Here is a 20,061-nt window from a genome sequence, read left to right as displayed (position 1 = left end):
ACCAGGCGTCCCCCGATCAGCAGGAGCTGACATGGCCGAGTTCACCGTCATCCTCTACCGCGACGACGCCCGCGCCGCCGCGCTCACCGCCGAGGAGTCCGAGCGCGCGTGGGCCGCTCACAGCGGGTTCCACCGGCACTGCGCCGACCAGGGCTGGGAGATCGTCGCCACCCGGGCCCTCGGTGCGGCCGCCCGGGCGCGGTCGCTGCGGTCCGACGGGCGCGCGGGAGTCGTCGTCACCGACGGCCCCTACGCCGAGACGGCGGAGCAGGTGGCCGGGTTCTACCTGGTCGCCCGCACCACGCTCGACGCGCTGACCGAGGCGGTGTCCGCGCTCGTCCTCAACGGCGAGACCGCCGAGATCCGGCCGACCGAACGGTTCGAGGACGGCGTCCCCGTGAACGGCGCCGACGCTCTGACCGCCTCGTGAGGTTCGTCGTCCTCGCGTTCGGCCCCGCGGTGCTGCCCGCCGGCATCACACTGGGTCCCGTGGACACGGCGACCTCGGTGCAGGACCGCGCACTGCGCGACGGGACGTTCGACGGGCCCGCGTCGGCGCTGACCGGCATCCAGGTGCTCGAGGCGTCGGACCTCGACGTGGTCCTGGACCAGCTGCCCGCGTCGGGCACGTTCGAGGTGCGGCCCGTCGCGTGACCGTGTCCGACGACGCCCTCGCCGACGCCTGGCAGGCCCACTGGTCGCGGCTCATCGGGCTGCTCATCGGCCAGTTCGCACGCCCCGACCTGGCCGAGGACGCCGTCTCCGACGCCTTCGAGGCCGCCGCGCGGCACTGGCCCGTCGACGGCGTCCCGACGAACACCGGCGCGTGGCTGCTCACAGCCGCGCGCCGGCGCGTGCTCGACCGCCTCCGCTCGGAGGCGGTCCAACGGAAGAAGGAACCCCTGATGGTCGTCGACGACGAGATGCGTGCCGCCGCCGCGGCCGTCGTCGACCCCGGCGCCCACGTGGCCGACGAGCAGCTCCGGCTGATCTTCGCCTGCTGCCACCCCGCCATCGCTCCCGACGACCGCGTCGCCCTGACCCTGCGGTTCGTCGTCGGCCTCACCACCACCGAGATCGGTCGGCTCCTGCTCGTCCAGGAGTCGACCATGGCCGCCCGGATGACCCGCGCCAAGAAGCGGCTCGCGTCCTCCGGCATCCCCTTCGCGACACCCGCCGCCTCGCGGTTGGACGAGCGCCTCGACGTCGTCGCGACCGTCGTCTACCTCGCCTTCACCTCCGGGTACCACCCCGGGGTCGGCGACGTCCCCCTGCGCGTCGACCTCGGCGACGAGGCCATCCGCCTCCTGCGCGTCCTCGACTCCCTGCTGCCCGACCGCGCCGTCGTCCGCTCCCTGCTCGCCCTCCTGCTCCTGCAGCACTCCCGCCGCGACACCCGCCTCGACGCGACCGGCGCACTGATCCTGCTCCCGGACCAGGACCGCACCCGCTGGCACCGCGACGAGATCACCGAGGGCGTGACGCTCCTGGAGTCCCTCGCACCCGCCGGTCCCGGGTCGACGGCGGCTCCGTCCGGCCATCAGAGCCGGCTCGCGACGGAGTACCGGCTGCAGGCGCTCATCGCTGCCGAGCACGCCACCGCGCCGACGGCGGCCGACACCCGCTGGTCCGTCATCGCTGACCTGTACGCGCAGCTCGAGGCGCTCACCGGATCGCCGGTCGTCCGGCTGGCCCGCGCTGTCGCCGTGGCCGAGGCGTCCGGCCCGGACGCAGGTCTGCAGCTGCTCGACGGCCTCGACGACGCCCTCCCCCGCCACCACCGGGTCCCCGCCGTCCGCGCTGAGCTCCTCCGCCGCGCCGGCCACCCGACCGCAGCAGCAGCCGCCTACCGCGCAGCGCTGTCCCTGGTCACCAACCCGACCGAACGCACCCACCTGGAGTCCCGCCTGTCGGACCTGGAAGACACCACCCCAGTGCCACCGGAGTCGTCGACGCGCTAGCGGTCGCGGCCGAACTCGTCGGTTGCGGCCGAACTCGTCGGTTGGAACGCGCGAGTTCGGCCGCAACCGACGAGTTCGGGCGGTACGGGCTCAGCGCGTCGGGTCCAGCGCGAGGTGGGAGGGACGAGTTCGGCGACCGGATCGATCCGCCCACCGCCGCACGCCCTCGAGGTGCGTCCACAGAGGTGGTGGCAGTGCCCGTGGCGGCTCGATGTTTCGACGAGGGTGCCGCCATGCCACGACGACCGACGGATCGCTCCGGACCTCCGCCCGTGGTCCTGCCGACCGTGCACCTTGCCCGCAACAACCCGGCCGACGTGCTGCGGGCGCGGCGCTCGTCCGGCTCGTGGGAGCGGATCGCCCGTGGCGTATACCTGCCGGGCGAGCCAGTCGACAATCCAGACCGATCCCTCTCCGTCGCTCTCGGTCGGATCGTGGGCGTCCACCATCGGCTCGTCGCCGCGCACTGGTTCAGCCATGAGTCGGCCGCATTGCTCTGGGGTCTGCCGCTGTGGATCACCCCGACGCGGACGCACCTCATGCAGCGGCACACCGCCAGCTCGAGCCGAGACCCCTCCGTGCGGCACCACCCCGTCGTGCCTCCGGAGGACCAGCGCGCTGTCCTTGGCGGCCTGCCGGTGACGTCGTTGGAACTCACCGTCGTCGACTGCACGTCGACCCTCCCTGCGATGCAGGGGCTCGTCGTCGCCGATGCAGCGCTCCGAGCTGGAGCGGATCGGGAGGTGATCGAACGCGTCCTGGCGAGCCGGACCGGGCGGCGCGGTGTGACGCGCGCACGAGCGGTGATCTCGCTCGCCGACGACGGGGCCGACTCTCCCGGCGAGTCGGCCGCCCGCTTCGTGATCCTGAGGGACGGCCTCCCGCCACCGCAGACACAGGTGCCGGTCGTGACACGGCTCGGAACGTTCTGGTGCGACCTCGGCTGGGAGGAGTGGCGACTGGCGCTGGAGTACGACGGGCGCGGCAAGTACGACGGACGCGCGACCGACGAGTTCGTTCGGGAGAAACGACGTCATGACGCCCTTCTCGAGGCCGACTGGCGAGTCCTTCGCGTGACGAAGGAGGACCTGCGCGGCACGACCCTCACCCGTCGCATCCTGCAGCTGATCCCCGCCGGCTCGACGACCGCGCTCCGTCCACGCCGAGCCCTTCGCGGCTGAGCGATCGACCTCGCCACGCGGCCGAACTCGTCGTCTGCGGTCGAACTCGTCGCCTGCGGTCGAACTCGTCCGTTGCGACCGACGAGTTCGGTGCCAATCGACGAGTTCGGCGCCAACCAACGAGTGCGGCGCCGGAGCGAGCGCGTGGTCGGCGACGGCCGCGTGAGCGTGAGCTGGACGCAGACGGGTGGGCGAACCCGTCAGCCCAGGAGCAGGAGGATCAGGAGGGTGACGTTCAGGGCGACCACCAGCGTGACCACCAGGAGCAGGGTGGCGTGGAGCCAGGGGCCGTTGCGGTGGGAGCCCATGACCGTGCGGTTGCGGGTCAGGGCGACCAGGGGGATGACCGCGAACGGGATGCCGAAGCTGAGCACCACCTGCGAGAGGACCAGGGTCCAGGTGGCGTCGGCGCCGACGGCCAGCAGGATGATCGCGGGGATCAGGGTGACCACGCGGCGGACCAGCAGGGGGATCCGGCGGTGGATCAGCCCTTCCATGATCGTCGCGCCCGCGTAGGCGCCGACGGACGTGGACGCCAGGCCGGAGGCGAGCAGGCCGATGGCGAACGCGATCGCGATGCCCATGCCGAGCGCGTCGGCGATCGCGTCGTACGCGCCGGGGATCGAGTCGGTGCCGGGGACACCGCGCAGGCCCGACGCGGCGAGCAGGAGGAGGCCGATGTTGACGGCGCCCGCGATGGCCAGCGCGATGCCGACGTCCCACCGGGTCGACCGCAGCATCTCCAGGAGCGTCGAGCCCGTGGTGCGGCCGTGGCGGTCGCGGGCGAGGGCCGAGTGCACGTAGATGGCGTGCGGCATGACGGTGGCGCCGAGCATCGAGGCGGCGAGCAGGACCGAGTCGGTGCCGTCGAAGCGCGGGACCAGACCGGACAGGACGCCGCGGGCGTCGGGCGGCGAGACGAACAGGCCAGCGAGGAACCCGACGGTGATGACGGCGAGCAGGGCGATGATGACGTGCTCGAACCGCCGCTGCCCGTACCGGTTCTGCGTGGCGAGCAGGAGCAGCGACACGACGCCCACGATCAGTCCGCCGAGCGGCAGCGGGACGCCGAACAGCAGGTTGAGGGCGATGGCACCGCCGACGACCTCGGCGATGTCGGTGGCCGCCGCGACCACCTCGGCCTGCATCCAGAACGCCAGCCGCGGGGTGCGGCGCATCCGCTGCCCGAGCACCCCCGGCAGCGAGTCGCCGGTGACCAGGCCGAGCTTCGCGGACTGGTACTGGACGAGGACGGCCATCGCGTTCGCCGCGACGAGCACCCACAGCAGCAGGTAGCCGTACCGCGCACCGGCGGTGAGGTTGGCAGCGACGTTGCCCGGGTCGACGTAGGCGATCGCGGCGACGAACGCGGGACCGAGCAGGAGCGGGGCGCGACGAGGACGCGGTGGAGCGAGCTGTACGGCGTCGTCCGTCGCGCTGCTGATCATGGCTCACCCTCGAGAAAGTTCGGTCGTCCGAACTCATGCTAGCGGACGTACGGAACGCGGGCGTCCGCGACACGGACCGCGAGCAGGGTCCAGGCGAAGCGCCGCCCGACGACATGAGGCCCGGCGCGCGAGTGCGCGCAGTGCGCGGACGGACGGACGGCGGGAGCGGCGGCGACCGATCGTCAGGCCGCCGTCGGGACCTCGCGCTCCCAGCCGTCGGAGGTCGACCGGAACCCGACCCGCTCCAGGTACGCGCGCGACTCGGGCGCGGGCGACCCGCCGACCACCAGCCGACGGAACCCGTGCGCGGCGAACACGCCGCTGTCCCGGTACACGAACTCGCCGGGCGTGAAGTCCCGGTACCGGGGCGTCACGTAGTCGAGGTCGACCCGGCCGACGCCGTCCCCGGCGGACCGGACGACGACGGCCCCGACCAGCTCGTCGCCGCGCACGACGACGAAGGCGGCGGACGGGGCGGGGTCGGCGGCGGCGAAGGCGGGGTGGAACCGGGCGATGTCGGGGGCGTGCGTGTCGAGCAGGTGGCGCAGGACGGAGTCGTCGGCGGGGACCTCGAGGACGCCGTAGACCTGCGCGTCGTGCCGCTCGCGGTGCAGCCGGAACAGCCAGTAGACGTCGATGACGGCGATGACCCCGTTCATCACGGCGAACGGCCAGATGCCGACGATCGTGTTGTACGCCGTGGCGATCACGGCCCCGGCGAGGTTCAGCACCCGGAAGCGCAGCACCCGCGCCTGCGTGAGCGAGACGATGACCAGCAGCGAGCCGGCCCAGCCGACGATCTCCAACCACACCATCTCGTGAGAGTAGCGACGGCCCGGAAAAGGGTTCGCCACGGACGGTCGACAGGCGGATGGTGGAGGTCATGACGACGTGGTCGATCCGTGAGGTGCCGGTCTCGGAGACGCCTGAGGGGGCGTGGCTCCTGCACGGCTATACGGACGCGATGAACGACGTGCTGCTCGACGCGTGGGGCAACCGCGACTTCGAGCGGACCGCCACGGAGGTCCTGGGTTCGATGCACGACCAGCGGTACGTCTCCAAGCCGCGCCTGGTCGCGGTCGCCGACGACGAGCACGACGCCCCCGACCCGGCCCGCGTCCTCGGCTACGCGATGGTGAACCTCCCGCTGCAGGACAACACGCACACGGCGGGCATCGAGATCGGTGTGCGACCGGCGCAGCGCCGTCGGGGCGTCGGGGCATCGCTCTACGACGCGGTCCTCACGCTGGTCCGCGACGCGGGCCGCGCCACCGTCACGGCGGCCACGGACCAGCAGGTCGAGCCGCCGGAGGGTCCGGGCACGCTCGCCGCGACGACGGGCGTCGGACGCGTCGAGGCCGATGCCGCCGGTTCACGCTTCCTGCTGCAGCGAGGCTTCGCGCTGGAGCAGGTCGAGCGCTACTCGGTGTTCGACCTGCCGTTCGACGCGGACCTCGTCGCCAAGCACCGCGCCGAGGCCGAGGCCCATGCCGGACCCGACTACCGCCTGGTGAGCTGGCTCAGCCACGCGCCCGAGGAGTGGGTGGACGAGTACGCGCTGCTGAACACGCGCATGAGCACGGACGCGCCCCTCGGTGGTCTCGACCTCGAGGAGGACGTCTGGGACGCCGAGCGGGTCCGGGTCACGGAGAAGCAGTACCAGGAGCGGGAGCTCGAGCTGCTGGTGCTGGCCGCCGAGCACGTCCCGACGCACACGCTCGCCGCGTTCACCTGCTTCATGGCGGTGCCCAACAGCGACGAGTTCGTGCACCAGGACGACACGCTGGTGATCAAGGAGCACCGCGGCAAGCGCCTGGGCATGCTGGTCAAGACGGCGAACCTGCAGCGCCTCGCGGCCGAGCGGCCGACCATCCGGCGCGTCGGCACGTGGAACGCCGAGGAGAACTCCTACATGCTCTCCATCAACGTGGCGCTGGGCTTCCGCCCGGCCGGCGGTTCCGGGGAGTGGCAGCTCAAGCTGAGCTGACGCGCGACGACCGGCGCGGCACGGCCATCTCCCACCAGCGCGACCAGCGCTCGCGGACCTGCTCGAACGTGACGTCGTCGAGACCGTACGTGGACAGGATCGCGTCGACGGTGCCGTGCGGCGGGGTGTGCGCAGCGGGGGTCTCCATGAGCACGAGGTACATCTCGGAGATGCCGTGCAGGCGCAGGCCGAGCTGGAGCGGCGTCTCGTAGACGAGCGTGCCGCCGAGCAGGGTCCCGTCGGGCCGGCGCGCCTGGACGTGCCCGCCGATGGGCACGCCGCGGATGCCGACCAGACCGGCGCGGTCGAGCAGCCGGTCGGTGCGGTCGCCGGACGGCAGCCCGAACACGGACAGGGTCCGCCGGTCCTGGTCGGGGTGGACGGTCAGCGCGAACTGCAGCTGGTGGGCGTACGCGATCCAGCCCTCGTCGGTCTCGTCGCGCACGCCGTCGAACGTGGCCATGCCCTGGTGGCTGCGTCGCGTGACGGTCAGGTGCGTGCGGTGGGGCTCGTGCGCGGCGGACCGCAGCGTCAGCCTGTCGTGGTGCGGCCAGCTCAGGGTGTGGATGGTCGCGTCGCCGACGACGTCCTGCTTCTCGACCGCGGTGTCGACGAAGGCGCGGACCTCGGCCTCCAGACCGTCGTGGTCCCACCCGTACCAGCGGCGCACCAGCGCCGGATCTCGCAGGTAGGCCCAGACCTTCGACAGGGGCGCGGGGATGTCGACCGACACGACCTCACGGAGCTCCAGCGTCATCGCCATCACCTCGGTGCTCACCTGCTCGACCTGATGCTTCCGACCGTAGTCCGGTCGGGCGCCGACCGCGATCAGGCGTCGAGGACCGCGAGCGCGTCCGGTTCCACGCCGAGCTCGACGACGTCGCCGACCGCCCAGCGTCCGCCGACGGGCCCGAGCGCGGTGACCACGCCGATCCCGTCGACGTCGACGCGGACCTCGGACCGGCCTCGTCGCGACGAGACCCCGCGGACGGTGCCCTTGGCGACGCCGGTGCGCCCGACGACGAACGCACCTTCCGCGAGCGCGAGGGTCGCGCCGGACGGCGGCACGTCGAGGGCGTCGCGCAGGGGCGCCGCGGCGGGGCTGTCGAGCGGGACGAAGGCTTCGTAGCCGAGGAACGCGGCAACCTCGCGGGAGGCCGGCCGGACCCAGAGGTCCGCGGGTGCGTCGACTTGCAGGAGCCGGCCGGCGGCCATGACGGCGACGCGGTCGGCGACGGCGAAGGCCTCGTCCTGGTCGTGGGTGACGAACACCGCGGTGGTGCCGGTGGCGACGAGCGCGGCGCGTAGGTCGACGGCGAGGCGTTCGCGCAGGGCACGGTCGAGGGCGGACAGGGGCTCGTCGAGAAGCAGGAGCCGGGGTGCCGGGGCGAGCGCGCGGGCGAGGGCGACGCGCTGACGCTCGCCGCCCGACAGAGTGGCGATGCCGCGGTCCTCATACCCGGCGAGCCCGACCAGCTCCAGCAGAGACGCGACGCGCGCGCCGGACCGGGCGGGGAGGCCGTAGGCGACGTTCCCGCCGACCGTCCGGTGCGCGAAGAGCTGCCCGTCCTGGAACATCAGCCCGAACCCGCGCCGGTGCACGGGCACGCCGACGAGCGAGGTGCCGTCCCACGAGACGGTGCCGCCGGCCAGCGGTTCGAGGCCGGCGACCGCACGCAGCAGCGACGACTTGCCGCAGCCGGACGGTCCGAGCAGTGCGACGACGGAGCCGGGCGCCACGTCCAGGGAGACCCCGTCGACGGCCGGGACCGAGCCGTACCGGACGACGACGTCCCGCAGAGACAGACCGTTCACCACTCACCTCCGGCGCCGGGGGCGCGCAGTCGTTCGCAGGCCGCGACGATCCCCGCGGTGAGCACCGCGAGGACCACGGACGCGGCGAGCGTCATGCCGTAGGACTCGGCACCGGGCCGGCCGATGAGCCGGAAGATCACGACGGGCAGGGTCGGCCGGTCGGGGCGGGAGAGGAACGACGTGGCACCGAACTCCCCCAGCGACGCGGCGAACGCGAACCCGACGGCGAGGCCCAGGGACCGGCCGGCGATCGACAGGTCCACGGTCCGCAGCACGCGACCGGGCGTGGCGCCGAGCGTCGCGGCCGCCTCCCGCAGACGCGGGTCGATCGCGCGCAGCACCGGCAGCACCACCCGCACGACGAGCGGCACGGCGACGACCGCCTGGGCGATCGGCACCAGCAGCGGGCTGGTCCGCAGGTCGACGGGCAGCCCGAACGGGTGGTGCATGGACAGCAGGAACCCGAACCCGACGGTCACCGCGGACACACCGAGCGGGAGCATGAACAGCGCGTCGAGCCCGGCGACGGCGCGGCGGCCGACCGCGCGGCGTGGCCGTCGGGACACCACGAGCGCGACGAGCCCGCCGACGACCAGCGCGATCACCGTGGCGTCGAGCGCCACCCGCAGGGAGTTCAGCGTGGCCTGCCACACCGTCACGGTGAGCGACCCGCCGGTGGTGCCGAGCGCGGTGTAGTGGTCGAGCCCCCAGCCGTCGGGAGTCCGCAGCGACCGCACGACCAGGTTGACCAGGGGCAGGGCCAGCAGGAGGACGACGAGGGCGGTCACGGCGGTGGCGACGAGGGTGAGCGCGTGCCCGTCGCCGGTCGGCATGCCGGCGGGCCGGCGGAGCCGGAGCGGCCGGACGGAGGCGGACGGCAGGGTGAGCCCGAGCGCCTGCTCCCGGCGCGACCGGGCACGGCCCGCGACGATCAGCGTCCCCGCGACGACCACGAGCTGCACGACGGACAGCACGGCGGCCGCCCGCAGGTCGAGGAACTGCGTCGTCTGGATCCAGATCTCGGTCTCGATGGTCCCGAACTGCAGGCCGCCGAGCACGAGCACGGTCCCGAAGGCGGTCGCGCAGAAGAGGAACGCGAGCGACGCCGCCGACGCGATGGCCGGCGTCAGCTGGGGCAGGGTCACCGTGACGAACGCCCGCCACGGCGACGCGCCGAGCGCCCGCGCCGCCTGCTCCGCCCGCGGGTCGAGCCGCTCCCAGAGCCCGCCGACGGCGCGCACCACGACCGCGTAGTTGAAGAAGACGAGCGCGGCGACGATCGCGGCGAACGTGCCGTCGAGGTGCAGGAACCCGAGCGGCCCGCCGCTGACCAGCAACGACCGGAACGCCACGCCGACGACAACCGTCGGCAGGACGAACGGCACGGTCACGAACGCCCGCAGGAAGGTGCGCCCCCGGAACGTGTGCCGGTACAGGACGTACGCGCCGGGTACCCCGAGCAGCACGCTCAGCGCGGTCCCCAGGGTCGCCTGCGCCACCGTCAGCCCGACGATCCGCCACGTGCGGGGTCGCGAGAACACGTCCGCGAAGCCGCTGAGGTCCAGCTGCCCGTCGACGACGAACCCCTTCGCGATCATCACCGCCACGGGCCAGGCGAAGAAGACGCCCAAGAAGATCAAGGGCAGAGCGACCGCAGCCGACCAGAACACCACGACACGCCCCCGACCCGACGCTGCAGCAACGTCGGGTCGGGTGAGCGTCGAGACGGACATGGTCAGCCGATCACCGTCTCCGACCAGAGGGCCAGCCACGCCTCACGGTTCTTGCTGATGTCCTCCGGAGAGACCTCGAACGGGTCGGTCGCCAGGGGTGCGAACGCGGTCCACTCCTCGGGGAGCGTGGCCGTCGGGCTCACGGGGTACATGTACATGGAGACCGGGATGTCGTCCTGGACCTCGTCGGACAGCAGGAAGTCGAGCAGCTCCTGCGCGCCCTCCGGGTTCGCCGCACCCTCGAGGACGCCCGCGTACTCCGTCTGCCGGAAGCAGGTGTCGAGGAGGGCGCCGGTCGTCGGCTCCGTGCCGCCCTCGGGCACCGTGGACGGGGGCGACGACGCGTAGGACAGGACGATCGGGCGAGGCCCGCCGCCGCCCCCGCCGGAGAAGTCCGTGAAGTACGCGTCGGACCAGCCGTCGGCCACCTTCAGGCCGTTCGCCTTCAGCGCGGTCCAATAGTCGACCCAGCCGTCCTCGCCGAACGCGCCGACCGTCGCCAGCAGGAACGACAGGCCCGGCGACGACGTCACCGCGTTGGGGACGACGAGCAGGTCCTTGTACTCGGGCTTGGTCAGGTCCTCGAGGGTGACCGGCTCCGCGAGCCCCTGGGCCGTGAACCAGGCGTGGTCGACGTTGATGCAGACGTCGCCGTAGTCGACGGGCACGAGGGCGCCCTCGAACGCATCGGGCGCCTCGGTCGGCGCGACGACGCCCTCGTCGACGGCCCGCGACGCGAACGAGTTGTCGATGCCGAACACCAGGTCACCCAGCGGGGCGTCCTTGGTGAGCACGAGCTGGTTCACCAGCGCGCCGCCGTCGCCCGGCTGCACGACCTCGACCGCGAGACCGGACTCCTCCTCGAACGACTCGAGGAGTCCGTCGGACAGCACGAACGAGTCGTGCGTGACGAGCGTGACGGTGCCGGCCGACGCGCTGGGGGCGGCGTCGTCGGTGCCGATGGCCGAGCAGCCGGCCAGGGCGATGACGCCGGCGACTGCGATGAGCGAGTGGATCCTCGCCATGGGTGATGCTCCTCCTTGGTCGGAAAGGAGGGGGCCGTCGCAGGCTCACCTGCGAGGGCTGAGAAGCCCGACTCCCTACGCCGGTATCAACCGGATCAGGTTCGAGGGTCTGCGGTGGTCCGCACTCTCAGCGTCCAGACCCCTGCGGATCCGACGCTCCCCTGTCGTTCGCGGCGATCCTACGCCGCCGTGGGGCAGCGCACGGCCCCGCGCCGGGCTACGGTCGTCGCAGACCCCGTCACCACCTCCGGAGGCTCCCCGTGACCGACAAGCAGACCAACTCCATCGTCGCGAAGATCATCGGCGCAGGCGCCGCGTTCCTCGCCGCCCTGGTCGTCCAGAAGGTGCTCGCGCTGGCGTGGAAGGCGAAGACCGGGCACAAGCCCCCGGCCGCCGACGACCAGGGCGACGCCGGCCTGGCCGAGGTCGTCGCCGCCGCGGCCATCACCGGGGCGCTCGTCGCGATGTCCCGGGTGCTGGCCACCCGCGGGACCGCGCGGTTCACGGCGCAGGTCGACGACGGGCCGGACCTCAACCCGATGGACTGACGCGACGGACTACGGCGCCAGGCTCGGCGGCGCCATGATCCCGAACTCGCGCAGCACCCGCTTCGCCGCGTACCAGCCGCCGAGGCCGTGCACGCCGGGTCCGGGCGGGGTCGACGCCGAGCACAGGTAGACCCCGGCGCGGCCCGAGAAGTACGGGTCGAGGCGTCGGGTCGGCCGCGCGAAGAGCTGGCCGATGCTGGCGCGGCCCGCGGAGATGTCGCCGTCGACGTAGTTCTCGTTGTGGTCGCTCAGGCGGGCCGCGGGCGTGCAGCGGGACGCGACGACGACGTCCCGGAAACCCGGCGCGTACCGCTCGATGTGCCGGGTGACGGTCTCGGTCACGTCCCGGTCGGACCCGGACGGCACGTGCGCGTAGGTCCACAGCGGTCGCCGCCCGTTCACCTCGCGCGTCGCGTCGACGACGGTCGGGTCGCTGACCAGCGTCATCGGCAGGTCCGCGTGCTCGCCGCGCGCGACCGCGTTCTCCGCGCGGGCCATCTCGGCGCGCGTGCCGCCGACGTGCACGGTGCCGGCCCGCCCGACGTCGGGCACCGTCCACGGCACCGGACCGTCGAGCACGAAGTCGACCTTGGCCGCCGCGTCGCCGTACTCGAACGCGGCCAACGCGTCGCGCGCTCGCGGGGGGATGCGGTGGCCGAGCACGTCGACCAGGGTGCGGGGGGTGGTGTCGAACACGTAGCAGTGCGCGATCGGCAGGTCGGCCTCGCTGCGCACCCGATGGTCGGTGCGGATGGTCCCGCCGTGCGCCTCGAGGTCGCGCACCAGTGCGGCGGTGATCGCCCCGGAGCCGCCGCGCGGGATGGGCCAGCCACCCTCGGCGTGTGCGAGGGTGCCCAGCAGGAGCGCAGTGCCCGCGGCCGCGACGGACGGGAGCCGCGAGATCGCGTGCGCCGCGACACCGGTGAGCAGCGCGGGGGCGACGTCGCCGACGAACCGGCGGTCCCACGCGCGCGTGCCCTGCTCCAGGATGCCGAGCCCGAACCGCAGCGCGGCGCGGGGGTCGACCACCGGCACCGACCGCTTGTCGGACAGCGCCACCCTCACCGCGGCGGCCGGGTCGCCGCCGACCAGCGACCGCCAGACTGCACCGTCGACGCCGAGCTTCTCGACCGTGCGCTCCAGGTCCCGGTACGCCACCCCTGCCCTCCCGTCGGGGAGCGGCTGCGCGTACGACACGTCGGGCACCAGGAGCTCGACCCCGCGGGACCGCAGGTCGAAGCTCGCGAAGAACGGGGACGCCCACGCCATCGGGTGCACGGCGGAGCAGATGTCGTGGGTGATGCCGTCGGCGAGACCCAGGTCGAGGGTGCGTGCGCCGCCGCCGACGGTCGGCTGCGACTCCAGGACGGTCACCCGCAGGCCCGCGCGCGCGAGGGTGACGGCGGCGGCGAGCCCGTTGGGGCCTGAGCCGACCACCACGACGTCCGGTCGCGTCATCGCGTCCTCCTCTGCCCCTCAGTCTCGGGGCTCGTCGTCGTCGGGTCGACCCTGGTCCCGCGCCTGCGCGCGCTCCTGGTCGCTGGTCAGCTCGTCGACCACCAGCAGGTCGCTGCGGACCTTGCCCGTCCGGTAGCCGGCGCGGCCGACCATGTGCGCCGCCACGGGTGCGGTGAGCATCTGGAACACCGCCACGAGCACCAGCGCCCACACCGCGCCGCCGGACCGGAGCCGCAGGGCCAGGCCGATGAGCACCAGCGCGAGACCGAGCACCTGCGGCTTGGTGCCCGCGTGCATCCGCGCCAGCAGGTCCGGGAAGCGCAGCACGCCGACACCGGCCGCGAACGCGAGGAACGCCCCGCCGAGCAGGCACACCGCCGAGGCGACGTCGGCGACGGTCGTCCACTGGTCCTGCGTCATCCTCGGACCTCCCCCTCGGCGCCGCCACCGTGGTGCTCGTCGTACCCCTCGCGTCGTCCTGTCCGGCGTGAGCCCTCGGCCTCGTCCTCGGCGTCCATCCGCTCGGCCTCCTGGGCGGCGATCTCCTCGCGCGTGCGCACGCGGCCCTCGCCCTCGGGTTCGACCGCCGCGAACCGCGCGATGGTCACCGACCCGACGAAGCCGACCAGCGACAGCACCACCAGGATCGGGACCACGTCGGTGCGGCGCTCGATCGCGGCGTACAGCGCGACGGCCGCGATCATCGTCGTCACCACGATGTCGAGCGCGATGGTCCGGTCGAGCATCGACGGACCCTTCTCCGCGCGGATGACGGCCAGCACCGCCCCGACGGTGAGGAGAATCCCGCAGACCCAGACGACGACGGTCATGCGCGCACCCCCAGGCCGGCCGCGACCAGCTCCTCGTCCGACGCGAACGCCCGCAGCACCCGCTCCTCCTGGTCCAGCACCGACTGACGTGCCGCCTCGATCCCACCGCTCTGCCGCACGTCGAGCACGTGCAGGTAGAGCATCCCGGTGAGGCGGTGCGCCTCGACCACCAGAGAGCCCGGGACCAGCGACGACAGCTCCGCGGTCAGGGTCAGGTACAGGTCCGAGTGGCTGCGCAGCTGCACGCCGATCACCGCGCCGTGCGGCACGTACCGGGGCCGGATCGCGATGAGGCTGACCTCGAACGACGCCTTCACCACGTCGACCGCGAACCGGCCGAACAGCCTCAGGAAGCCCAGCGGACGGAAGCGCCCGTGGAAATCGATGGGCGCCATCCGCAGCCCGGTGGTCACGGCGAGCGCAATCAGCAGGCCGGCCAGCACGTTGCCGACGGACAGGTCGCCCCAGAGGAAGACCCACACGACGGTCAGCCAGACGACCGTCGCCCACTGGGTGCGCCACCGGTGCCGGCGCGGGTGCAGGCTCACGGCTGCTCCTCCGCCACGTCGTCGGACACGCCCTGGCCGCGCTCGCCGTCGGGCAGCACGGCGTCGACGTACGGGGTGCGCTCGGTCAGGGAGACGGCGGCGCGCTCGGTGTAGGCGTACAGCGGGCCGGCCGCGACGGTGAGCAGCAGGCCGACGCAGATCAGCGCTGCGGTCGGGGCAACCATCCCGAAGGGCAGGCGCACCGGCGGGCGCGGCTCCTCGGGGGTCTGCCAGAACGCCTTGTTCCACGCCTTGACCAGCGCGTAGAGCGTGAGCAGCGACGTCACGACGCTGCCGACGACCAGGACGTACGCCAGCGGGGTGCCCATCTGTACACCGGCCTCGAGCAGCCCGACCTTGCCCAGGAACCCGGACAGTGGCGGGATGCCGGCCAGGTTCATCGCGGGCACGAAGAAGAGGATCGCGAGCAGCGGGGTCAGCTTGGCCAGACCGCCCAGCTTGGTCAGGGACGTCGACCCGCCCGCGCGCTCGACCAGGCCCACCACCAGGAACAGCGCGGTCTGCACGGTGATGTGGTGAGCGACGTAGTAGATGGCGGCGGTGTACCCGAGGTCGGTGGCCAGGGCGATGCCGAACACCATGAACCCGATGTGGCTGACCAGCGTGAACGAGAGCAGTCGCTTGATGTCGTCCTGCGCGACGGCGCCGAGGATCCCGATCACCATCGTGGCCAGCGCCGCCCACATGAGGGCGTCGTCCAGCCTGCCGTCGGGGAACAGCAGCGTCTGCGTGCGGATGATCGCGTACACGCCGACCTTGGTCAGCAGGCCCGCGAACACCGCCGTCACCGGCGCGGGGGCGGTCGGGTAGGAGTCCGGGAGCCACGCGGACAGCGGGAAGACGGCCGCCTTGATGGCGAACGCGAGCAGCAGCAGCACCTGCAGCACCAGCCGGACGCCGGGGTCGATCTCGGGCAGGCGCAGGGCGAGCTGCGCCAGGTTCACGGTGCCCGTGGCCGCGTAGATCATCGCGATCGCCACGAGGAACAGCACCGACGACAGCAGCGCGACGACGATGTAGATGGTCCCCGCGCGGATCCGCTCGCCCGTGCCCCCGAGCGTGATGAGGACGTAGCTGGCGGCGAGCAGGATCTCGAATCCGACGTAGAGGTTGAACAGGTCGCCGGACAGGAACGCGTTGGCCACGCCCGCCGTCAGCACCAGGTAGGTCGGGTGGTAGATCGAGACGGGCGCGGACTCCTCGTCGTCCTCGCTGCCCTGCGCGAGGGAGTACAGGAGGACGCAGAGCGTGACCGCGCTGGAGATGGTGAGCATGAGCGCCGAGAGCCGGTCCGCCACCAGGTCGATGCCCACGGGGGCCGCCCAGCCGCCGACGTCCACGACGAGCGGGCCGTCGTCGGCGAGCACGAGCAGGGCCACGCTGGCGACGAGCACGAGCGCGAGGGCAACCACCGTGACGAACCGCTGCACGTTCGGCCGGCGGTACAGCGCGAGCGCCAGGCCGGCGGCGGACAGCGGGATGACGACGGGGAGCGGGACGAGCCAGGTGTAGTCGGTCACGGGTGCACCTCCCTCGCGGGCGCACCCTGATCGGTCTCGTCGCGAGCCTCGGCTGCTTCCTCGTCCAGGGTCCCGGCGGCGACCTCCGTGTCCAGGTCGGCGAAGGCACGCTCGTCGACCGCCGCGAGGCGTGCGATGCGCCGGTCCTCGACGTCGTCCTGCACCTCGTCGTGCCGGTGCAGCTGCCACGACCGGTAGGCCATCGCGAGCAGGAACGCCGTCATGCCGAGCGTGATGACGATCGCGGTCAGGACCATCGCCTGCGGCAGCGGGTCGCTCATCTGCCCTTCCGGCTCGGCCCCGACGATCGGGGGTCGCCCTGCCGCACCGCCCGCCACCAGGAACAGCAGGTTCGCGCCGTTGCCGATGAGGATGACGCCGATGAGCACGCGCGACAGGCTCCGCTCGAGCAGGAGGTAGACGCCCGCGGCGAACAGCACGCCGATGGTGACGACGAGGACGATGTTCGGGCTCATGTCGATCACGGCTCGCCCCCGTCCCCGCCGACCGGTTGCGCGGCGGCGCCGACCTGCGCGGGGACCTCCCCCTCGGCGTCACCGCCCACCGCGTCGCCGCTCACCGGGTCCTCGCCCGTCTCGGCGCGACGGTCGATCTCCGCCCCGAGGCTGCGCAGGATGTCGAGCACCAGGCCGACGACCACCAGGAAGACCCCGAGGTCGAAGAAGAGCGACGTCACCAGGTGGATGTCGCCGATGACCGGCAGGTGGATGTCGATGATCCAGGACTGCAGGACCTCGCCCCCGGCCAGCAGCGCGAGCAGGCCGACGCCGGCGGACAGGAACAGCCCGAGGCCGAGCAGGAGACCCGGTTGCACGGGGGCCGCCTCGCCCAGCTCGTACCGACCGCCCGCGAGGTACCGGACGATCAGCGCGATGCCCGTCACCAGGCCCGCCGCGAACCCGCCGCCGGGGGCGTTGTGGCCGCTGAACAGCAGGTAGACCGAGTAGACGATCATCGTGTGAAAGAGGAGGCGGACGACGACCTCGAAGATCACCGAGCGCCGCTGCGGCGCGAGCGTGCTGCCCGCCTGCAGCCACTCGCGGCCCCGCGATGCGCTCGACGGCACCGCGGACTCGTTGCGGTCGGCCACCATCCCGCCGGCGTCGACCGCGGCGTCGTCGCCGCCCGGACGCCGCAGCGCCGCCATCGGGTCCGGTACGCCGCCCCAGACGGCCCGCTCGGTGCGGGCCTCGTCGGCCCGGTAGATCGCGCCGGCGCGGCGGGAGAGGAAGACCAGCGACGCCACCCCCGTCGCGGCGACCAGCAGCACCGAGATCTCGCCCATGGTGTCCCACGCGCGGATGTCGACCAGGGTCACGTTCACGATGTTCTTGCCGCCGCCGAAGCTGTACGCCTCCTCCGCGAAGTCGTCCGAGACCGGCACGTGGATGCGTGCCCCGGGCGCGACCAGCGCGATCCCCGCGACCGTCAGCCCGACCGCCAGCCCCAGCGCGAGGCGCACCCACCGGCTGGCGGCGAGCGGCCGGTCGGAGAAGTACGGGGGCAGCCGGCGCAGGACCAGCACGAAGACCACCAGGGTCACCGTCTCCACCAGCACCTGCGTGAGGGCCAGGTCCGGGGCGCCGTGCAGCAGGAACAGGCCGGCGACGGAGTAGCCGCCGATGCCCAGCAGGATGACGGCCTTGAGCCTGCGCCGCGCCCGGGTGACCAGCAGCGCCGACGCGATCACGCCGGCCGCGAACACGAGCTGAGCGGGGGTGTCCCACCACCGGACCTGCGACGGGAAGACCGTGCTGGCCAGGGCCGTGCCGCCGACCGCCACGACGAACACGACGAGGATGAGGCCGAGGTACAGGGGCAGCGAACCGCGCTGGGTGACCGCGGTGACGTCGGCCGCCACGTCGTCGAGCCGCCGCATGAACCGCCGGTACACGCGGTCCGCCTCGGGCCCGTGGTACGCGGCGGTCTGCCAGCGCTCGACGCGGTCGCGGATCGCGAACAGCAGCGCGCCGGACAGCAGGATCGCGAGCGTGAGGACGAACGTCGGCGTGAACCCGGCCCACAGGACCAGGTGCCCGGGCTCGCCCTCGGGGTACGTGTCCGCGTACGGCGCCAGCAGGTGCTCGCCCAGCTGCGGCAGCAGCGCGACGGCCAGACCGAGGACCGCGAGGATCATCGCCGGCCACACGAGCAGCAGCGACGGGTGCGTGATGGCGGCGGGCTCGGCCTGGTCGTGGGACGCCTCGTGGATGGAGGTGCCCGGCGCGGTGGACTCGCTCACCTCTTCTGGGACCACGGCGGGTTTCGTCGAGAACGCGCCCCACCACAGCCGCAGACCGTAGGCGACCGTGAGCACCGAGCCGACCGACACCACGACCAGCACGATCATCCCGGCGGTCGTGTCGTCCAGGTGCCCGAGCGCCTCGAGCCCCGCCTCCTTGGCCACGTAGCCCGCGAACGGGGGCAGCCCGATCATCGACGCCGTCGCCAGCGCGCCCGCGAGCGCGGTCAGCTTCAGCTCGCGACCGACCCCCGACAGTCGCCGCAGGTCACGGGTGCCGGTGGCGGCATCCACGACGCCGACGACGAGGAACAGCGCCGCCTTGAACATCGCGTGCGCGCCCAGCATCGCCAGCCCGGCCAGCGCGGTCGCCTTCGTGCCGAGCCCCACCAGCAGGATGATCAGGCCCAGCTGGCTGACGGTGCCGAACGCGAGGATGAGCTTGAGGTCGTGCTGCCGCAGCGCCCGGTAGCCGCCGAGCAGCATGGTCCCGCAGCCGAGCACGACGACGATCCACACCCACGTGGGGTCCGTCGAGTACGCCGGGGCGAACCGGGCGACCAGGTAGACACCGGCCTTCACCATGGCCGCCGCGTGCAGGTACGCGCTCACGGGCGTCGGTGCCGCCATCGCCGCGGGCAGCCAGAAGTGGAACGGGATGAGCGCCGACTTGGTCACCGCGCCGGCCAGCAGGCAGACGATCGCGACCGTGACCGCAGGGGTGCCCTGCGGGGGGTTCGCGATGACCTCCGACAGCAGGTAGGTGCCCGCCGCCTCGCCCAGCAGCACCAGCCCGACGAGCATCGCCAGCCCGCCCGCGGTCGTGATGACGATGGCCTGCATGGCCGCCCGGCGGCTCGCCTTGCGCTCGGCGTAGTGGCCGATGAGCAGGTACGACGTGACCGTCGTGAGCTCCCAGAACGTGAACAGGAGCAGCAGGTCGTCGGCGGTGACCAGGCCGAGCATCGCGCCGCTGAACGCGACGAACACGCCACCGAACCGGCCCAGCCCGGCGGCGCTCGTCTTGAAGTACGCCGAGCAGTAGATGAGCACCAGGGCGCCGACGCCGCCCACGATCAGCGTCATCAGCCACGACAGGGTGTCCAGGCGGAACGTGAGGTCGAGCCCGAGCACGGGGATCCATTGGACCTGCTCGACCGGCCCGTTCCCGGCCTGCACCCGCGACGTCCAGCTCAGCGCCCAGACGGCGGCAGCGGCGGGTGCGAGGGCCAGGACCCAGAACGCCTTGCGGCCCATCCAGCGGACCAGCACGGGCGCGACGACGGCTGCGGCCAGGTGAACGGCGAGCAGCAGCAGCACGTCCGGCTCCGTCCTGTAGGGCGGGTGGTCGGTCGGTCGGGTTCGTCAGGTTCTCGGGATCAGGCGCAGGTGCGGGCACGCGTCGGGAGCCATGGAAAAGCGCCCCCGCGATGCACTGAGATTTGGTCAAGACTCTACCAACCGATTTCCCACACCTCCTCCCACGGGCCTGGCGACCGACGTCGGGCATGTCACGTCAGCACCGGGAATGCGCTGAGCCGGACGGACCCGCTCGGATCGGCACACCGCCTCCCGCCGGCTCGCAACGGCGTTCGCCGCCGAGCTCGTCACTCGCGGCCCAACTCGTCTGTTGCAACCGACGAGTTCGGCCGGGAGTGACGCGTTCGGCGGGGAGTGACGAGTTCGGCGAGTGGTGTCGAGGTGACGAGTTCCGCGGGTGCGG

Annotated in this window: 19 protein-coding genes and 1 riboswitch; of the genes, 6 read left to right on the top strand and 13 right to left on the bottom strand. The window is 72.8% G+C overall.

Going from position 1 to position 20,061, the window contains the following annotated elements:
• Positions 1 to 31: 31 nt before the first annotated feature.
• The 4 genes from J2X26_RS18920 to J2X26_RS18905 all read left to right on the top strand — a co-directional run bounded on the left by J2X26_RS18920 (position 32) and on the right by J2X26_RS18905 (position 3,142).
• Positions 32 to 430, top strand: a complete 399-nt coding sequence (locus J2X26_RS18920; protein WP_307494254.1) for a YciI family protein — start codon at positions 32 to 34, stop codon at positions 428 to 430.
• Positions 427 to 654 carry a hypothetical protein gene (locus J2X26_RS18915; protein WP_307494253.1) on the top strand — a complete coding sequence of 76 codons (228 nt, stop codon included), beginning with the start codon at positions 427 to 429 and terminating at the stop codon, positions 652 to 654. The genes J2X26_RS18920 and J2X26_RS18915 overlap by 4 nt, the downstream gene beginning before the upstream one ends.
• A complete protein-coding gene (locus tag J2X26_RS18910; RefSeq protein ID WP_307494252.1) occupies positions 651 to 1,961 on the top strand; it encodes an RNA polymerase sigma factor in 1,311 nt (436 codons plus the stop codon). The genes J2X26_RS18915 and J2X26_RS18910 overlap by 4 nt, the downstream gene beginning before the upstream one ends.
• 233 nt (positions 1,962 to 2,194) lie before the next feature.
• Positions 2,195 to 3,142: a hypothetical protein gene (locus tag J2X26_RS18905; RefSeq protein WP_307494251.1), complete on the top strand. Its 948-nt coding sequence runs from the start codon at positions 2,195 to 2,197 to the stop codon at positions 3,140 to 3,142.
• A 200-nt stretch (positions 3,143 to 3,342) separates the two neighbouring features.
• On the opposite strand, the gene J2X26_RS18900 is transcribed toward J2X26_RS18905, so the two are convergent.
• The gene (locus J2X26_RS18900; protein ID WP_307494250.1) at positions 3,343 to 4,590 is read right to left on the bottom strand and encodes an Nramp family divalent metal transporter; all 1,248 of its coding nucleotides are present in this window, start codon (positions 4,588 to 4,590) and stop codon (positions 3,343 to 3,345) included.
• 182 nt (positions 4,591 to 4,772) lie between these two features.
• Positions 4,773 to 5,405, bottom strand: coding sequence for a hypothetical protein (locus tag J2X26_RS18895; RefSeq protein WP_307494249.1), 633 nt, complete (start codon positions 5,403 to 5,405; stop codon positions 4,773 to 4,775).
• Between the two features lie 68 nt (positions 5,406 to 5,473).
• On the opposite strand from J2X26_RS18895, the gene J2X26_RS18890 reads away from it, so the two are divergent.
• The gene (locus J2X26_RS18890) at positions 5,474 to 6,577 is read left to right on the top strand and encodes a GNAT family N-acetyltransferase (RefSeq protein ID WP_307494248.1); all 1,104 of its coding nucleotides are present in this window, start codon (positions 5,474 to 5,476) and stop codon (positions 6,575 to 6,577) included.
• Here the strand turns inward: J2X26_RS18890 and J2X26_RS18885 are convergent.
• From J2X26_RS18885 to J2X26_RS18870, 4 genes are read right to left on the bottom strand one after another with little or no spacing between them, the layout of a single operon-like run.
• Positions 6,564 to 7,355, bottom strand: coding sequence for an SRPBCC family protein (locus tag J2X26_RS18885; RefSeq protein WP_307494247.1), 792 nt, complete (start codon positions 7,353 to 7,355; stop codon positions 6,564 to 6,566). The genes J2X26_RS18890 and J2X26_RS18885 overlap by 14 nt on opposite strands.
• A 50-nt stretch (positions 7,356 to 7,405) precedes the next feature.
• Entirely contained in the window at positions 7,406 to 8,395 is a 990-nt protein-coding gene (locus J2X26_RS18880; protein WP_439897875.1) for an ABC transporter ATP-binding protein, read from the bottom strand.
• Positions 8,389 to 10,125 carry an ABC transporter permease gene (locus tag J2X26_RS18875; protein ID WP_307494245.1) on the bottom strand — a complete coding sequence of 579 codons (1,737 nt, stop codon included), beginning with the start codon at positions 10,123 to 10,125 and terminating at the stop codon, positions 8,389 to 8,391. The genes J2X26_RS18880 and J2X26_RS18875 overlap by 7 nt, the downstream gene beginning before the upstream one ends.
• 2 nt (positions 10,126 to 10,127) lie before the next feature.
• On the bottom strand, positions 10,128 to 11,150 hold the full coding sequence (locus J2X26_RS18870) for a thiamine ABC transporter substrate-binding protein (protein ID WP_307494244.1): 1,023 nt from the start codon (positions 11,148 to 11,150) through the stop codon (positions 10,128 to 10,130).
• Positions 11,151 to 11,205: 55 nt separating this feature from the next.
• Positions 11,206 to 11,323, bottom strand: a riboswitch (TPP riboswitch).
• Positions 11,324 to 11,410: 87 nt separating this feature from the next.
• Between J2X26_RS18870 and J2X26_RS18865 the strand changes: the two genes are divergently transcribed.
• Positions 11,411 to 11,698 (top strand): DUF4235 domain-containing protein, encoded by a 288-nt coding sequence (locus J2X26_RS18865; RefSeq protein WP_307494243.1) that lies wholly within the window; start codon positions 11,411 to 11,413, stop codon positions 11,696 to 11,698.
• 9 nt (positions 11,699 to 11,707) lie between these two features.
• Here the strand turns inward: J2X26_RS18865 and J2X26_RS18860 are convergent, their stop codons facing one another.
• Genes J2X26_RS18860 through J2X26_RS18830 form a run of 7 tightly spaced genes read right to left on the bottom strand, consistent with a single transcriptional unit; the run spans position 11,708 to position 19,658 of the window.
• Positions 11,708 to 13,156 (bottom strand): phytoene desaturase family protein, encoded by a 1,449-nt coding sequence (locus J2X26_RS18860; protein WP_307494242.1) that lies wholly within the window; start codon positions 13,154 to 13,156, stop codon positions 11,708 to 11,710.
• Positions 13,157 to 13,174: 18 nt separating this feature from the next.
• The gene (gene mnhG, locus J2X26_RS18855; protein ID WP_307494241.1) at positions 13,175 to 13,576 is read right to left on the bottom strand and encodes a monovalent cation/H(+) antiporter subunit G; all 402 of its coding nucleotides are present in this window, start codon (positions 13,574 to 13,576) and stop codon (positions 13,175 to 13,177) included.
• Positions 13,573 to 13,986 (bottom strand): monovalent cation/H+ antiporter complex subunit F, encoded by a 414-nt coding sequence (locus J2X26_RS18850; protein ID WP_307494240.1) that lies wholly within the window; start codon positions 13,984 to 13,986, stop codon positions 13,573 to 13,575. Before J2X26_RS18850 ends, mnhG begins: the two co-directional genes overlap by 4 nt.
• Positions 13,983 to 14,534 (bottom strand): Na+/H+ antiporter subunit E, encoded by a 552-nt coding sequence (locus J2X26_RS18845; protein WP_307494239.1) that lies wholly within the window; start codon positions 14,532 to 14,534, stop codon positions 13,983 to 13,985. The genes J2X26_RS18850 and J2X26_RS18845 overlap by 4 nt, the downstream gene beginning before the upstream one ends.
• Complete coding sequence (locus tag J2X26_RS18840; protein ID WP_307494238.1) at positions 14,531 to 16,075, bottom strand: Na+/H+ antiporter subunit D; 1,545 nt, start codon at positions 16,073 to 16,075, stop codon at positions 14,531 to 14,533. Before J2X26_RS18840 ends, J2X26_RS18845 begins: the two co-directional genes overlap by 4 nt.
• A complete protein-coding gene (locus J2X26_RS18835; RefSeq protein ID WP_307494237.1) occupies positions 16,072 to 16,551 on the bottom strand; it encodes a Na(+)/H(+) antiporter subunit C in 480 nt (159 codons plus the stop codon). The genes J2X26_RS18840 and J2X26_RS18835 overlap by 4 nt, the downstream gene beginning before the upstream one ends.
• Before the next feature lie 5 nt (positions 16,552 to 16,556).
• Positions 16,557 to 19,658 carry a Na+/H+ antiporter subunit A gene (locus J2X26_RS18830; RefSeq protein ID WP_307494236.1) on the bottom strand — a complete coding sequence of 1,034 codons (3,102 nt, stop codon included), beginning with the start codon at positions 19,656 to 19,658 and terminating at the stop codon, positions 16,557 to 16,559.
• Between the last annotated feature and the right edge of the window lie 403 nt (positions 19,659 to 20,061).

The organism is Cellulomonas humilata, from assembly GCF_030814415.1.
In the GTDB taxonomy this organism is placed as follows: Bacteria; Actinomycetota; Actinomycetes; order Actinomycetales; family Cellulomonadaceae; genus Cellulomonas; species Cellulomonas humilata_A.
The sequence above is the reverse complement of the archived record's forward strand: the minus strand, read 5'-3'. Positions and strand labels throughout refer to the sequence as shown.